Annotated in this window: 17 protein-coding genes and 1 pseudogene; 7 read left to right on the top strand and 11 right to left on the bottom strand. The window is 65.6% G+C overall.

The window, feature by feature from the left end; translation table 11 throughout:
• A pseudogene (locus GM672_RS14530) lies at positions 1-577 on the top strand (hypothetical protein); the annotation flags it as partial.
• 168 nt (positions 578-745) lie between these two features.
• Here the strand turns inward: GM672_RS14530 and GM672_RS14525 are convergent.
• From GM672_RS14525 to GM672_RS14510, 4 genes are all read right to left on the bottom strand, one after another.
• Complete coding sequence (locus tag GM672_RS14525) at positions 746-1,012, bottom strand: flagellar protein FliT (protein WP_155471245.1); 267 nt, start codon at positions 1,010-1,012, stop codon at positions 746-748.
• A 186-nt stretch (positions 1,013-1,198) separates the two neighbouring features.
• Positions 1,199-1,519: a hypothetical protein gene (locus GM672_RS14520; protein ID WP_155471244.1), complete on the bottom strand. Its 321-nt coding sequence runs from the start codon at positions 1,517-1,519 to the stop codon at positions 1,199-1,201.
• A 25-nt stretch (positions 1,520-1,544) separates the two neighbouring features.
• Positions 1,545-1,823, bottom strand: coding sequence for a hypothetical protein (locus GM672_RS14515; protein WP_155471243.1), 279 nt, complete (start codon positions 1,821-1,823; stop codon positions 1,545-1,547).
• 71 nt (positions 1,824-1,894) lie between these two features.
• Entirely contained in the window at positions 1,895-2,722 is an 828-nt protein-coding gene (locus GM672_RS14510; protein ID WP_155471242.1) for an HDOD domain-containing protein, read from the bottom strand.
• Between the two features lie 320 nt (positions 2,723-3,042).
• Here GM672_RS14510 and GM672_RS14505 point away from each other — a divergent pair, with 320 nt between their 5' ends.
• The gene (locus tag GM672_RS14505; protein ID WP_155471241.1) at positions 3,043-3,252 is read left to right on the top strand and encodes a CsbD family protein; all 210 of its coding nucleotides are present in this window, start codon (positions 3,043-3,045) and stop codon (positions 3,250-3,252) included.
• A 140-nt stretch (positions 3,253-3,392) separates the two neighbouring features.
• On the opposite strand, the gene GM672_RS14500 is transcribed toward GM672_RS14505, so the two are convergent.
• Positions 3,393-5,603, bottom strand: coding sequence for a S9 family peptidase (locus GM672_RS14500; RefSeq protein WP_155471240.1), 2,211 nt, complete (start codon positions 5,601-5,603; stop codon positions 3,393-3,395).
• Positions 5,604-5,702: 99 nt separating this feature from the next.
• The gene (locus GM672_RS14495) at positions 5,703-7,097 is read right to left on the bottom strand and encodes an MATE family efflux transporter (RefSeq protein WP_155471239.1); all 1,395 of its coding nucleotides are present in this window, start codon (positions 7,095-7,097) and stop codon (positions 5,703-5,705) included.
• 146 nt (positions 7,098-7,243) lie between these two features.
• Between GM672_RS14495 and GM672_RS14490 the strand changes: the two genes are divergently transcribed.
• The gene (locus GM672_RS14490) at positions 7,244-7,927 is read left to right on the top strand and encodes a beta/gamma crystallin-related protein (protein WP_155471238.1); all 684 of its coding nucleotides are present in this window, start codon (positions 7,244-7,246) and stop codon (positions 7,925-7,927) included.
• Between the two features lie 57 nt (positions 7,928-7,984).
• Here GM672_RS14490 and GM672_RS14485 read toward each other — a convergent pair whose 3' ends face one another.
• Together GM672_RS14485 and GM672_RS14480 are read right to left on the bottom strand one after the other, a co-directional pair.
• Entirely contained in the window at positions 7,985-8,761 is a 777-nt protein-coding gene (locus GM672_RS14485) for a hypothetical protein (RefSeq protein ID WP_155471237.1), read from the bottom strand.
• Between the two features lie 113 nt (positions 8,762-8,874).
• Positions 8,875-9,792: a LysR family transcriptional regulator gene (locus GM672_RS14480; RefSeq protein WP_155471236.1), complete on the bottom strand. Its 918-nt coding sequence runs from the start codon at positions 9,790-9,792 to the stop codon at positions 8,875-8,877.
• A gap of 99 nt (positions 9,793-9,891) precedes the next feature.
• On the opposite strand from GM672_RS14480, the gene GM672_RS14475 reads away from it, so the two are divergent.
• From GM672_RS14475 to pncB, 3 genes are all read left to right on the top strand, one after another.
• Positions 9,892-10,506 carry an FMN-dependent NADH-azoreductase gene (locus GM672_RS14475; RefSeq protein WP_155471235.1) on the top strand — a complete coding sequence of 205 codons (615 nt, stop codon included), beginning with the start codon at positions 9,892-9,894 and terminating at the stop codon, positions 10,504-10,506.
• Positions 10,507-10,618: 112 nt separating this feature from the next.
• The gene (locus GM672_RS14470; RefSeq protein WP_155471234.1) at positions 10,619-11,494 is read left to right on the top strand and encodes a cysteine hydrolase family protein; all 876 of its coding nucleotides are present in this window, start codon (positions 10,619-10,621) and stop codon (positions 11,492-11,494) included.
• Between the two features lies 1 nt (position 11,495).
• Positions 11,496-12,719 carry a nicotinate phosphoribosyltransferase gene (gene pncB / locus GM672_RS14465; protein WP_155471233.1) on the top strand — a complete coding sequence of 408 codons (1,224 nt, stop codon included), beginning with the start codon at positions 11,496-11,498 and terminating at the stop codon, positions 12,717-12,719.
• A gap of 61 nt (positions 12,720-12,780) precedes the next feature.
• On the opposite strand, the gene GM672_RS14460 is transcribed toward pncB, so the two are convergent.
• Both GM672_RS14460 and GM672_RS14455 read right to left on the bottom strand, forming a co-directional pair.
• A complete protein-coding gene (locus GM672_RS14460; protein WP_155471232.1) occupies positions 12,781-13,083 on the bottom strand; it encodes a hypothetical protein in 303 nt (100 codons plus the stop codon).
• 97 nt (positions 13,084-13,180) lie between these two features.
• The gene (locus GM672_RS14455; protein ID WP_155471231.1) at positions 13,181-13,483 is read right to left on the bottom strand and encodes an antibiotic biosynthesis monooxygenase family protein; all 303 of its coding nucleotides are present in this window, start codon (positions 13,481-13,483) and stop codon (positions 13,181-13,183) included.
• Between the two features lie 185 nt (positions 13,484-13,668).
• On the opposite strand from GM672_RS14455, the gene GM672_RS14450 reads away from it, so the two are divergent.
• Positions 13,669-14,235 carry a GNAT family N-acetyltransferase gene (locus GM672_RS14450; protein WP_155471230.1) on the top strand — a complete coding sequence of 189 codons (567 nt, stop codon included), beginning with the start codon at positions 13,669-13,671 and terminating at the stop codon, positions 14,233-14,235.
• Between the two features lie 6 nt (positions 14,236-14,241).
• Here GM672_RS14450 and GM672_RS14445 read toward each other — a convergent pair whose 3' ends face one another.
• Positions 14,242-14,691, bottom strand: coding sequence for a hypothetical protein (locus GM672_RS14445; RefSeq protein ID WP_155471229.1), 450 nt, complete (start codon positions 14,689-14,691; stop codon positions 14,242-14,244).
• Positions 14,692-14,758 lie beyond the last annotated feature (67 nt).

Genomic DNA, 14,758 nt, shown 5'->3' with positions numbered 1-14,758 from the left:
GGCACCAGGCGCGCAGCCGGCGGCCGTGGCCAGGCCGATGTCGGCCGCGAGCGTGCCCGCGGCGCCCGGCCGCACCGCCACGGGCAAGATCACCGACATCCGGGCGACGTCAGTAGTGGAAACGAAGCACGAGGCCAACGTGGCGACCCAGGCGGAAGCAAAAGCCGAGAACGGGGTGGTACCGAAGGCCGAGCCGAAAACGGATGCGAAGCCGGAGGTCGAGGCGGAAGTGAAGGCGGAAGCCAAGCCAGACGCCAAGCCCGAAGCCAAGGCGGAAGCCAAGCCAGACGCTAAACCCGAAGCCAAGCCGGCCAAGGCGAAAGCCGCGCCGCCGCCTGAACCGCCGAAGGAGAAGAAGATGTCGCGGCCGAAGATGCTGACCATGGCCGCCGGCGCCATCGTCGCGCTGCTCGTCGTGGCCGGCGTTGTCGTGCATTGGCTGCGCCGACGCAAGGCCAGGCAGGCCAGTGCCCAGATCAAGGTCTGGCAGAGCTGGCGCAAGAAAGCCATCGCCGAGGCCGCCGCGCAACCGGAAGAACCCTCGACCGACTCCGCCGCCGAAGAAAAGGCAGCCTGATCGATTCAGCCCGGCGCGGCCGGCTTCGTTGCTGTAAAAATGGGGACAGACCCCATTTTTCGGGCAACATCGTCACAGCACCAGCCTTGTCGCTGCCTGTCGATGCAAACGAGGCCCGCCAAAAGAAAAAGCGCCATGAAGGCGCTTTCGTCGAGGTAGGACGGTGGATCAGCCGTTCAGGCGTCCCATCCACGGCTCGGTCACGTCGCGCACGGCGCGGTCGTTGGCCATGATCTGCTTGAGCAGGTCGATCTTGCGCAGGCGGGCGGCGCCTTCCAGGCGGGGCACGCCACCGATGGCGACCACGGCCTCGGCCGCGCAGCGGTTTTCCAGCTGGTCCAGGGTGTTCCAGTCGCTCAATTGCGCCGCTGCCGCCATCTGGCCCGTCAGGCCGGCGATGTTTTCGTACATGGAGAGGACTTCAGTCGAGGTCATGGTGCGCCCTGTGCATCAAAAAAACGTCAATGGAGATCGTCGCGGAGTACCGCATGTCTGGATTAACGTCAGGGCAGGGGGGAACTTTAGGGTTTTTGAAAAATATTTTGAAATTCTTTTTGGGCTTGCCGGAAGACTAATTTTTCGCAGCTGCCCGGCGCGTGGCCGTAGCCGTGGGATCGCGCATCACGCGCTGCCGAGGAATACTGCGGGTCCCAGCAAGGTCAGCACTGCCAGCCAAATCGTCCACCGCGCCCGCGCGGGCGTGAGGATGCGATTTTTCCTCAGTGAATAGGCAAGCAGGGCGATGGTAACGACATCGAGCACGGCCAGCACGGCATAGGATGCCACGAAGCCGAGGACGGGGCCCCAGCGCTCGCCGCCGGGGCCGGGCGACGTGTTCGCAATGCCGATGGCGGCCCAGGCCAGGGGAAGCAGGCAAAGAAGGATCAGGGCGGCGCACCAGGCAGTGCGCCGGTCGGACAATCGCGGTGTGGGGGGAATCATCCCGACATTATAGTTTGGACAACGTTCACGGCGCCAACAGCCGGACGGCCAGGTAGGCCATCGGCGCGATCGTCGCGACCGCCGCTATGCCGATCAGGAGGTAGGAAAACCCCCGCGTCTTGACCTTGCGGGCGCCCAGGCTCTCGAACAGGTAGACGCCGCAGGGGATATGCGTGGCCAGCACGGCGACGTAGCAGATGATCAGCCACCAGATGACGCCGTAGCCCGCCGCATTGGACGATACGCTTGTCCACGCGGTCCAGTGCCTGGCAACGAAGGCCGTCGGACCCAGGCCCAGTGCCATCACGGCCGCGCACACGCCGTTGCGGGTATTGGTCGGCCAGTGATCGGCCTGCGCGATGTCGGCCGGCCCGCTCAGCGGAACATCTCCTCCAGCCCGGCGCTGAGCTCGTCGAGCGGTGGCATGTCGTCGACCAGCGTGTCGGGGTCGAGGCCGATGGCTTCGGCCACGTCGCGGGGCAGGGCCGCCGCCGTGGCTTCCGCATCGAGCTGCTCCAGCTGGGCCCGGGCGCGCCATGCGGCCAGGTGGACGACGGCTGCAAGGCGGTTGACCGGCTCCTGGGCAAGCGGCGCGGGGAAAGCTTCGATGGCGTCCGAGAACGTCGACGGGAATTGCCAGCGGCGGGCCAGTTCGGCCCCCACGTCCGCATAGCCGAAGCCGAACGCGGCCTTTTCGACGGCCAGCCGGCGCGCGTCCAGCGGCGGGGTTTCCTGGTCCAATGCCTGGGCCTGTTCGGGCATGGCCGAATGGATCAGCAACTGGCCGATGGCGTGCATCATGCCGATGGTAAAGGCCAGTTCCTGGTTATCGCGTGTCTTCTTGGCGATCCACTTGGCTGCCACGGCAGTGTGCATGCTGTAGCGCCAGAACTGCTGCAGCTCCAGTCCCGTCACCGCCTTGAAGCTGTTGACCAGGCCGGAGCTGATGACGAGGGTGCGCACGGCAACGAAGCCCAGCATCAGCACGGCATCCTCGACGGTACCAATGCTGCGCGACACGTTGTAGTAAGCGGAATTGGCCAGGCGCAGCAGCTTCGCGCTGAGGACCGGGTCGAGCGACACCTTCTTGGCCACGTCCTCGGTCGACACGGAAGCCTTGTCGAAACTCTGGATCAGGTCTTGCACGACCTTCGGCGCCGTCGGCAACGCGGTGGAATTATCGAACAGGTCCTGCAAGGTCATTGTGCGTCTCCTGAAAATGTTGCCCTAAGTGAATACGAATCCACTATATCGGTTTTCCCATCGTTGGCGAAGCAAATTCTCGTGGGGCGACGGACTGCGTGACACCAGGCCCCCGTGTTGGTGCAACATAGCATGGCTGTACTCACCGCCGCGCCAGCCATGAACGCGGCCCCACAAAGTATTTGCGTGGCAATGTTAGGGAGCGAACGGAAGACATCGATCCGAGGACATATGATTTATCCAACGACACGCGCAACGTGTGCCGCAGCAAGGCGCGGACCCTCCTGGTCCGCAAGCCGCACTATTGGAGGAATTTGACCATGAACAGCGATCAGATCAAAGGCAAGGCGAAGGAAATCGGCGGCAAGATTCAGGAAGAAGCCGGCGAACTGGTAGGTAGCTCCAAGCAGCAAGCAAAGGGCGTGGCCAACCAGGTTGAAGGTAAAGTGCAGAAGAAAGTGGGCGATACCCGCGAAGCGCTGGACGATGCGCTGGACGACAAGACCACGATTGACCGCGGCAACCGCTAAGCCGGCCCAGTGCCGAAAAAAACAGCCGCTGATGCGGCTGTTTTTGTTTCTGTGGCGGCCACTAACTTAGCTTGATCGTTGCCCGAAAACCGGTCGGTCCGCCGAAAGACCGGTGCCTGAAATCTCCAGCCGGGCCGGAATCACTCGCCCGGCTTCAGGTTCTTGCGGAAGAAGGCGTCGATATACGTCTGCACGTGGCGGCGCTGCACGCGGTTCGACACGCCGTGCTTGGCGCCCGGGTAGGTCATCAGCTCGAACTGCACGCCGCGGTTGACGAGGGCGTCGATCATCTTCGTGCTGTTGGTGAACAGCACATTGTCGTCGGCCATGCCGTGGATCAGCAGCAGCTTCGACTTCAGACCGTCGACGTGGGCGAACACCGTGCTGTCCTTGTAGCCTTCGGGGTTGTCGACGGGGCGGTCCATGAAGCGCTCCGTGTAATGGGTGTCGTACAGCTGCCAGTCCGTCACGGGCGCGCCCGACACGCCGGCGGCGATCCGGTCCGAGGCCTGCGACAGCAGGCGCAAGGTCATGAAGCCGCCGTAGCTCCAGCCGTACACGCCGATCCGCTTGGCGTCGACGAAGCCCTGCTTGCCCAGCCAGTCGATGCCGGCCAGCTGGTCTTCCACTTCCACCTTGCCCAGGTTGCGGTAGATCGCGTCCGTGAAGGCGCGCTCGCGCCGCGATGACCCGCGGTTATCGAGGCGGAACACGACGTAGCCCTGCTGCGCCATGTACTGGTCGAAGGTGTCGCCCCAGCGGCGCGTCACGTGCTGGGCGCCCGGGCCGCCGTAGGTGGACAGGTAGACGGGATACTTCTTGCCTGCGTCGAAGCGGTAAGGCTTGATCATCGACCAGTACAGGGTCTGGCCGTCCCTGGCCTTCATCGTGCCGTACTCGGTCGGCAGGTGGTCGCTCTTGTACTTGAAATAGGGGTGCGCCGCATTGACCTCGTTGCGCTCCAGCCAGGTCACCATGGTCCCGTCGGGCTTGCGGATCGACACCTGCGGCGGATTGGCCGGGTCGGACCAGGCGTCCACGAACACTTCGCCATTGCGGGCAAACGTCGTGTCGTGCCAGCCGTCGGCCTGCGTCAGGCGCTTCGGCCTGGCGGCCGTGCTGCCGTCCAGCGCGACGACATACGCCTGCTTGTCCTGCACCGCATCCTTGTTCGACGCGAAGTACACCTTGCCCGCCTTTTCGTCCACGGCCAGCAGGTTGTCGACTCGCCAGTCGCCCGCCGTCAGCGCGTGCCTGACCTTGCCGTTCATGTCGAACAGGTACAGGTGATTCTGGCCGGTGCGCTCGGAAGCCCAGATGAAGCCACGGCCGTTGGCCAGGAAGCGCAGGTCGTCGTTGATCTTGGTCCACGTGGTGGCCGTCTCCGTCACCAGCACGCGCTGTGCCAGGGTGGCCGCGTCGACGGCGATCAGTTCGAGCTTCTTCTGGTCGCGCGTCTGGCGCTGGAACACCAGCTGGCGGCTGTCGCTGCTCCAGTCGGCCCGCACCAGGTAGATGTCCTTGTTCGCGCCCAGGTCGACGTCGCGCGTGACGCCGGTGGCGGGGGAGACGATGCGCAGTTCGACGACGGCATTCGGGTCGCCCGCGGCAGGGTAGCGCTGCTCGACGACGTCGGTGCGGTCGGCATAGATCTCGAAGCGGCGCGCCACCGGCACCTGCGCTTCGTCGTAGCGGCGGTAGGCGATGGCCGAATCGTCCGGCGCCCAGTAGTAGCCGGTGAACTGGTGCATCTCTTCCTGCGCCACGAATTCGGCCTCGCCGTTATGCACGGTGCCCTTGCCGTCCGTCGTCAGTGCCCGTTCCTTGCCGGTGGCCAGGTCGATCACGTACAGGTTCTGGTCGCGCACGAACGACACGTATTTGCCCTTCGGCGAAATCTTCGGGTCCGTTACGTTGCCCGACGCGACCAGCCGTGCCGCTTCCGGCTTGCCCGCGTCGATCAGGTACAGGTTGCCCGCGATCGGCACCAGCAGCTGCCTGCCGTCGGGCGACCAGCTGTAGCTGATGATGCCTTTCAGGCTGGCCGTGCGTTCGCGTTCGCGCCGCGCCTTCTCCGCGTCCGACAGCTTCTCGTCCGGCACCAGCCGGCTCGAATCGACCAGGCGGCGGGTCGACTTGTCCTTCAGGTTGAACTCCCACAGGTCGAGCTGGAACTGGTTGTCGTCACGCCCGCGCAGGAAGGTCACGCGCTCGCCGTTCGGCGCCACTTTCAGGGCGCGCACGCCAGGACCGGCCAAGGCCGGATCGTCGTACAGGCGGTCGAGGGTAAGGCGTTCGGCCGATGCCGAGCCGACGGCCAGCAGGGCCAGGAAGCTGAGAATGAAGCGCATGGGTGAAGGAAATATGGAAGAGTTGGAAGCGATGGACAATACCAGACTCGGCTTCCCCTGACCACGCGGGAACGTTCGAAAAACAGCGTCCCGCGCCGACTATTGTTTGGCGTGGGCCAGCACCCGCTGCCGCGACAGCCGCAGCAGGTAGGCCAGCAGCAGCACGGCCGCCACCGTCAGCCCCAGCACGAGGCCGATCCAGAAACCGGACGCCGACATCGGCGCGGCCGGCGCGAACGGCAGCCATTGCGGCGCCAGGCCCAGCACGCAGCCCAGCGGCAGCGCGATGCCCCAGAACGCCAGCAGCTGGATCACCATCGGCCCGCGCGTGACCTTGTAGCCCCGGATCGCGCAGGATGCCGCCACCTGGGTCGCGTCGGACAACTGGAACAGGGCGCCGAACAGCAGCAGGTGTTCGCACATCTCGCGCACGGCGAGGTCGGACGTGTAGGCGGCGGCGATCTCCTGCCGGAACACGGCCATGAAGGCCGCCGACGCGATGGCGAACGCCAGCGACATGCCCACGCCCACCAGCGAGGCGAAGCGGGCCCGGTCCGGATTGCCTTCGCCGAGGGCCTGGCCCACGCGCGTGATCATGCCGATGCCGAACGAGAGCGGCACCATGAACACGAGCGACGCGAAGTTCAGCGCGATCTGGTGTGCCGACACGGTGACGACGCCAAAGCGCGCGATCAGCAGGCTGACGGCGCCGAACACGGAGACCTCGGCAAAGTAGGTCACGCCGATCGGCACGCCCAGCTTGACCATGCTCCAGATCTCCGGCCAGTGCGGCCACTCCCAGCGCGAGAACGGATACGTCTGCCGGTACACGGGCGCGATGCGCACCCACAGGATCATCGCCGCGAGGTCGAGCCACATGACGATGGCCGTCGAGATGGCGCAGCCGATGCCGCCCAGCCTGGGCATGCCGAACTGGCCGAAGATCAGCACCCAGTTCATCGCCACATTGACGGCAAGGCCCAGCAGCGCGATCACCATGACGGGCTTGGTCTGGTTGATGCTGGCGCTGTAGCCGTACAGCGCCCGATAGGCCGCGAACGGAATCAGGCCGATGCTGATGATATGGACGAACAGCGACGCGCGCGCGTTGACTTCGGGTGAAAGATACAGGTGGTCGAACAGCAGCGTGGCCAGGTTGGCCGCCAGCGCCGCCACCAGTCCCACGCCGACGGACTTCCACAGGGCCTGCCGCACCGAATGGGGAATCCGCTCGAAAGCGCCGGCGCCCACTTCGTGCGCCACCACCGTGTTAATCGCCATCATGGTGCCGTTCATCGTCAGCAGGATGATCGACCAGACGGACGCCCCCAGCGACACGGCGGCCAGTTCGGCCGCGCTGGTATGGCCCGTCATCGCCACGTCCGCCACCGCCATGCCCACCGTGGCCAGCTGGCCCACCAGCACGGGCCAGGCCAGTTGCCACAGGCTGGCCGCTTCGCGGCGGACGTTGGGGAGCGTGAACGAATAAGGCATCGGCGGATCAGGTGAAAGGCAGGGCTTGTGATTCTAACCACTTTGCGGCCGCGCTACCGAAGGCACGGTAGGAATTTGTTACAGACACGCGTATGCTGCGCGCCGTCCTGGCGCGTTTAGCGTTTAACAATACCGAGGGAGTCCCAATGAAACGCCTGTTTGCCACCCTGGTGGTCACCACCATCCTGTCCCACGCCGCCTTCGCGGGCGAGCTGACCGTGTTCGAACGCCACGGCATGCGCGGCAACCAGATCACGTTGCGCCAGGATGCGTCCAACTTCACCGACTTCGGCTTCAACGACCGGGCCTCGAGCGTCATCGTGCGTTCGGGCGCGTGGGAGCTGTGCGAGCACAAGAACTTCGGCGGCCATTGCGCCGTCTACCGGCGCGGCGAATACCCGGACCTGGCACAGTTCAACAACAATATCTCGTCGGCGCGCGAAGTGCGCATGGAGGGCGGCGGTCGTGGCGACTGGCGCAATGAGAACGAAGGGGGCAGGGACGGGCGCAGGGACGGCAGCTGGGAAGAGCGGCGCGACTGGCGCGAAGGCCGGGACGACGGGCGCCGTGGCGGCCGCCACGGTGAAGCGGTGCAGCTGTTCGAACACGTGGGCTTCGAAGGCCAGCGCCTCGATATCGACGGCGACGTGCGCACCCTGGTGCCGGCCCGCTTCAATGACCGGGTCAGCTCGATGGTGATCCGCGAAGGCACGTGGGAACTGTGCGAGCACATCGACTACGGCGGCCGCTGCATGACGTTCGGACCGGGACGTTACCCTTCTGTCGAACGCATGAACGACCGCTTCTCGTCGCTGCGCCGGGTACGCTGACCCGGCACCGGATCGGGCCCGGTGGGCCCGGATGCTTATCCTGATCGAGGGCCGGCCTTAACGCTGGTCGTCGACATCTCCGCCGCGCGAACCGGCGCCACCCGACTGCTTGTTGCCGATGTCGTCGATATCGTGACCGGGCTCGTCGCCCTGGCCCTGCATGCCTTGGTGGCGATCCGATTGCAGGTTGCCGGGACCGGTGGGCAGGCCCTGGCCCGAGCCCTGCTGGTTTTCCGGACCGCCCTGCAGCTTGTCGGCCATGCCGCCCGAGCCGCCGTGCGTGCTCGTGACGGAACCGTCGCTCGACTGCTGGTTGCCGCCCGTACCGCGCTGGCTCACGCCGGCACCGGGTGCCGAGGCGTCGTCGTCACGATGCACCGGATCGCTCTGTTGCGAACCGGCCGGCAGGCTGCCGGACTGGCTGCCCGACTGGTTGGTCGACATCTGGTTGCCCGACGGCTGGCTGCCGACGCCACCCCGGTCCTGGCCCTCGCTGCCCGACTGGCGCGATTGACCCTGGCTGCCCTGGCGGCCCTGGTCGATGCCCTGGCCGCTCTGGGCCCCTTGCGTGCCCGATGGCGTGCCGCGAATGCCGTCCTGGGCGCCTTGTCCACCGATCGATTGGTCTGCTGTCATGATGTTTGCTCCCGTGATGCCGTCGGCGCTGCGTTGCAGGTTGCCGCCGGACTGGTTGTCGATATTCGGTTCGCGGTTGACCGCCGGTGTGTCGTTGGCCTCGATGCCGGCGGCATGGTTGCCGCTTTCGGTCTTGTAGCCTGCGTCTTCCGCCTTGCCCGAGTGGTAGTTGCCGATCTTGTCGGTATTGTTCGTCATGTCATCTCCTGTACGGAAAGCCCTGGGTGCATGCACCCGGCAGAGCTTCCATGCTAGGACGGCGTCGCCGCGCAGTGAGTAGGCGCACGCCGCGCGGGCATGTAGGAGCGCGATCAGAACGGATCGGCAGGCAGCGTATAGTCGAGGTCGAGGAACTGCTGCTTGAGCCAGCGGCCGGCGGGCCCCAGCTGGTCGTCGGCGCGGTGGATGACGAACAGGGGATACTGCAGCGACGGGCCGTCCTGCGGATGCAGGCGTACCAGCCGGCCCTTGGCCAGGTCCTCCGCCACCATCGCCTCGGGCATGCTGCCCCAGCCAAGCCCGCCCCGCAGCAGCGCGTATTTCGAATGCAGGTCGCCCAGGCGCCAGTCGCGCCGCGCCAGCACGCCGAAGTCCTGGCCCCGCGTCAGCGCGCTGCGGTCCGTCAGCACCAGTTGCAGGTGCTCGCGCAGGGCCGCCGTCGGCACCACGCCGTCCAGCGCGGCCAGCGGGTGGTTGGGCGAGCACACGGGCATCATCGTCACGTGGCCCGCCAGCTGGCGCTCGATAGTGTCGGGCATCGCCACCGGCATGCCGCTGATGCCCAGCTGGCAGCGTCCGTCCAGCACCATCTGCGTGACGGCGCCCAGCGCCTCCGTGTTCAGCCGCAGCGACACGGTGGGGTATTCGCGCTGGAAGGCTTCCAGCAGCTTGACCAGCGCGCACATGGGGAACATCACGTCCACCACCAGCGAGACCTCCGCTTCCAGGCCGGCGCCCAGGGCCCGCGCCCGGGCCCGCATATCGTCCACCTTGGCCGACACGGCGCGGGCATCGGCCAGCAGGGCCTTGCCCGCTTCCGTCAACGTGGGCTTGCGCTTGCTGCGGTCGAGCAGGGCGATATTGAGCTGGTCTTCCAGGTTGGCGATGGTATAGCTGATGACGGACTGGGTGCGGTGCAGTGCCCGCGCCGCGTGGGCGAAGCCGCCGTGGTCGATGACGGCGATGAACACGCGCAGTTGGTCGAGGGAGGGGAGGCCGGGGTCGCGCATATCGAAAAAACCGATTCTAACAATCAAAATTTAGGGGATTTTCTCGATATTAAACCCGATCTATGATGGCTGCAATTACCCACCTTTCAGGAGATCACCATGGCAAACGTTCTGTACATCAACAGCAGTGTTCGTACCGCCGGCTCGCTGTCGCGCCAGCTGTCCGCCGAGTTCATCGCCAAGTGGCAGGAAGGCCATCCGGGCGACACCGTCGTCACGCGCGACCTGGCCATCAATCCCGTGCCGCACCTGAACGAGCAAACCCTGGGCGCCTTCTTCACGCCGGCCGAGGCACGCAATGCCGAGCAGGCCTTTGCCGTCCGGCTGTCGGACCAGCTGGTCGATGAAGTGATCGCCGCCGACGTCATCGTCATCGGCGCACCGATGTACAACTTCTCCGTGCCGTCCGGCCTGAAGGCGTACATCGACCAGATCGCCCGCGCCGGCCGCACCTTCAAATACACGGAAACGGGCCCGGTCGGCCTGCTGACGAACAAGAAGGTGTATATCGTCACGGCCAGCGGCGGCGTGTACAGCGAAGGCCCGGCCGCCGGCTACGACTTCCTGGCGACCTACCTGCGCGCCGTGCTGGGCTTCCTGGGCATCACGGACATCAGCTTCATCCGCGCCGAAGGCGTCGCGCTGGGCGAGCAGGCCCTGGCCGACACCCTGGCGAAAAGCCGCAGCAGCATCGACGAGCTGGCCGCAGCATAAAGAGCGCTTCACCACGGCGGCGTGGCCCCGCGGGCCAAGCCGCCTGCGCCAGGGCAGTGAAGGATTGCGTTGCAGCCGGTATGATGTGGTCATGCCTGCAACGGAGCCCTGAATGAAACAACACCTGCATCTCCTGATCATCGATCCGCAGAACGACTTCTGCGACCTGCCGCCCGAGTACACGCCGCTCGATCCGCTCACGGGCCTGGCCCGCAAGCCGGCCCTGCCCGTCACGGGCGCCCACGCCGACATGCAGCGCCTGGCCACGTTGATCGAGCGGGGCCGCCACGGCATCGGCGCCATCAGTGTCACGCTGGACTCGCATCACCGCTACGATATCGCCCACCCGACCTTCTGGGTTGGCGCCGACGGCGGCCCGGTGGAACCGTTCACGCAGATCGCCAGCGAGGACCTGCGCGCCGCGCGCTACCTGCCGCGCGACCCGAAAGCCCGGGTGCGCGCGCAAGCCTATCTCGACGCGCTCGAGGCCAATGGCCGCTACCAGCTGCTGGTGTGGCCGGTGCACTGCGAGATCGGCTCGTGGGGCCACAATGTGCACGAGGACGTGCGCGCCGCCTACAACGGTTGGGAAGACGCATCCCTGGGTGTCGTCACGAAAATCGCAAAGGGGGCCAATCCCTGGACCGAGCACTACTCGGCCGTGATGGCCGAAGTGCCGGACGACGCCGACCCGGATTCGCAACTGAACCGCAAGCTGATCGACAGCCTGGCCGCGTCGCACCGCGTGTATATCGCCGGCGAGGCGGGCAGCCACTGCGTCAAGGCCACGACCGAGCATATCGTCGAGCAGTTCGACGCACGCGGCGTGGCGCTGGACAAGCTGGTGCTCGTTACCGATTGCCTCAGCCCCGTGCCCGGTTTCGAGGCGCAGCAGCAGGACTTCCTCGAACGCATGCGCGCACGCGGCGTCCAGCTGCAGCAGTCGACCGACGTGCTGCAGGAGTTCCTGATCAATGCGGGGCGCTGACATGAACCGCCCATCCGATACCCCTTTCGTGCCCGTCGTGCGCAGCCTGCTGGAAACGGACCTGTACAAATTCTCCATGTGGCAGGCCTTGCTGCACTGGCACCCCGGTACGCAGACTGAATATGAATTCCGCTGCCGGAACAAGACTGCCTACCCGCTGGCCGAACTGAAGGACGAGGTGGAGCGCCAGCTCGATCACCTGTGCACGATGTCGTTCGCCGAGGAGGAGCTGGACTACCTGCGCACGCTGCGTTACATCAAGAGCGACTTCGTCGACTTCCTCACCGTGTTCCGCTTCCAGCGCAAGTTCATCACCGTCGAGACGGACGGCGAGCACCTGGCCATTCGCGCCGTCGGGCCGCAGGTGCACGTGATGGGCTTCGAGATCTTCGTGCTGTACATCGTCAACGAGCTGTATTTCCGCCGCTTCGACCAGGAAGCCGCGCTGGCCGAGGGGCGCCGGCGCCTCGACGCGAAGATCGCCGCGCTGAAGGAGTTCGGCCGCCAGCCGATGCAGCGCAATCCCTTCGAGTTCTCCGACTTCGGCGTACGGCGCCGTTTCTCGGGCGCCTGGCATGACGAAGTGGTGCGGCGCCTGGCCGCCGAGGTGCCGGAATTCTTCAAGGGCACGTCGAACGTCTACCTGGCCATGCGCTACAAGATCCACCCCATCGGCACGATGGCACACGAGTACATGCAGTCGTTCCAGGCCTTCGGCGTGCGCCTGCGCGACTTCCAGAAGGCCGCGCTGGAGGACTGGGTGCAGGAATTCCGCGGCGACCTTGGCGTGGCGCTGACGGACGTCGTCGGCATGGATGCCTTCCTGCGCGACTTCGACCTGTATTTCGCCAAGCTGTTCGACGGTCTGCGGCATGACTCGGGCGACCCGGTGGTGTGGGGCGAGAAGGCGATTGCCCACTACAACAAGCTGCGGATCGATCCGAACACGAAGCGCCTCGTGTTCTCCGACGGCCTGGACCTGGACCTGGCGATCTCGCTGTACCGCCACTTCGCCGACCGCATCACGACGGGCTTTGGCATCGGCACGTGGCTGACCAACGACCTGGGCCTGCAGCCGCTGAACATCGTCATGAAGCTGGTGCGCTGCAATGGCCAGTCGGTGGCCAAGCTGTCCGATTCGCCAGGCAAGACGATGTCGAAGGATGAAACCTTCCTGGCTTACCTGCGGCAGGTGTTCGAGATCGCGGAGCCCTCGCCGGAATAAGGCAGGGGCAGGCGCAAAAACGGCCCGGTGAACGGGCCGTCTTTTTTCGCGGTGGTGCTCTTCAGGCTTCGGTGCCGCCGTAGCGCAGCATGATGGCATTGGCCTGCTCGCGCTGTTCGTCCGTGTCGACGTCAACGCTGAGCAGCGCGGCCGGGTGGGCCACGGGGTGGTCGGTCTGGTCGGCGTCGTCGGGCGTGAGCGAATCCATGATGTTGTCGACGGCGCTGGTGGTGGTGTCCTTGGCGCGGGCGTCGTGCAGGTTCAGCTGCACGGCGCCGCCGCTAAAGCCGGCGTCCAGCAGCGCCGCGCGGGCGCTTTCGGCATCGGCGACCTGCTTGAAATTACGGTGGATCGTGTCTGGCATGGCAGCTCCCTTTTATGGTGACTTCGCCGCCATTGTGCTGCAAAATTGACAACGGCGGCGCGCGCATGGGCGGCACTGCCCACGCTTTGACACACCGTCAGACGAAGCCCATCACCACCGTTTCCGTATGTTCCACCACGGGCGGCGCGGCAAAGAAGCCGCCGACGAGGGCGCGCCAGGCCTGGAAGTCGTCGCTGCCGCGAAAGTGCACCGTGTGGTCTTCCAGGGTCTGCCAGCCGATGACGAGGCGGTACACGTCGGGCCGCTCGATGGTGCGGTCGATGCGCATCGACACGCAGCCCCGCGCCCGCTGGAACAGCGGCACGGCCTGCGCCACGGCAGCCTCGAAAGCCTTGTTGGTGGTCGGTTGGATCGTGATTTCGGCAATCTCGTAAATCATTGGCAGTCTCCCTTGAATGAATCGGCTATTGTGCCGCAACGGTAGAATTGCTGTTGGGCTCACCGATTTTTGCCGGCCACCCAGCTTCAAACGGGTCGGTCCGTCGCAGCGGACAGGTACTCCGATTCGCGTGTCGGACACCGAATTCGATAGATGGACTTCAGCAACTCTAGACAGGACAACCGATGATCGAAACAGAACGCCTGCTGCTGCGCCCCTGGCGCGATGAGGACGTGGCGCCATTCGTGGCGATGAACGAGGTGCCGGCCGTGATCGAGCACTTGCCGGGACCCGTGACTGCCGCACAGGCGCGGGCGTTTTTCGATGCACAGAACGCGCTGGTGGACCGGACCGGCACGGCCTTCCTAGCAATGAGCTTGAAGGCGACGGACGAGCTGATCGGCTTTGTCGGTGTACGTTACCAGGATTTCGACACGCCGTTCGCGCCCTGCCATGAAATCGGCTGGCGGCTGGCCTTGCCGCATTGGGGCAGGGGGCTGGCGCTGGAGGGGGCGGTGGCGGCCTTGCGGCACGGCTTCGACACCTTGGGGCTGGATGAAATCGTCGCCATCACGGTGCCGGCCAATGTGCGGTCGCGCCGGCTGATGACGCGCCTGGGCATGGTGCACGACGTGAATGGCGACTTCGATCACCCGGCACTGCCGCGTGAGCATCGGCTGGCGCGGCATGTGTTGTACCGGATCGGCAAGGATGCCGTGATTCCGGCCGCCTTGCCGCCAGCGGCGGGGTAGCTGCGGTCAGCGGGACTGATCGTCCTGCTTGTTGCGGTAGGTGTCGCGCTGGTCGGCGGCCGTGCTGCCGGCGCCCGTCGCGCTGCCACGCTGGTTTTCCTGTTTGGCCTGATTGGACTGACTGGACTGATTCCCGCTGTCCCCGCTCTGGCGGTTCGCGCCGCCACGGGCAGCGTTGCCCAGGTCGCTCATTCCCGTCTGCAGCTCGCCCGTGCGTTCGCCGCTGGCGAAGCCCAGGTCATTCTGCTCCGCTTCCGAACCGCCGGCCAGCAGGTCGTCGGTTCGGCCGCCCGACTGCATGCCGCCTACGGAGCCGGTGGCCTGGTTTGGCGAATCGTAGCTCTCGTTGGTACCCGTACTACCGGTGGCGCCCGTGCCCATGCTGCCGGCGCTGGTGCTGCCGTCCTTGGTTTGTTGGCTCCAGTCGCGGCCTTTTGGCTTGTTGTCCGTTTGCATGATGGTCTCCCTTTCGTTGATGTAGGAGCCATCGTAGGCCTCGGGCCCCGGTCACGGAATAGGTGTG

It is taken from the genome of Pseudoduganella buxea, assembly GCF_009720835.1.
Taxonomy (GTDB): Bacteria; Pseudomonadota; Gammaproteobacteria; order Burkholderiales; family Burkholderiaceae_D; genus Rugamonas; species Rugamonas buxea.
The sequence above is the reverse complement of the archived record's forward strand: the minus strand, read 5'-3'. Positions and strand labels throughout refer to the sequence as shown.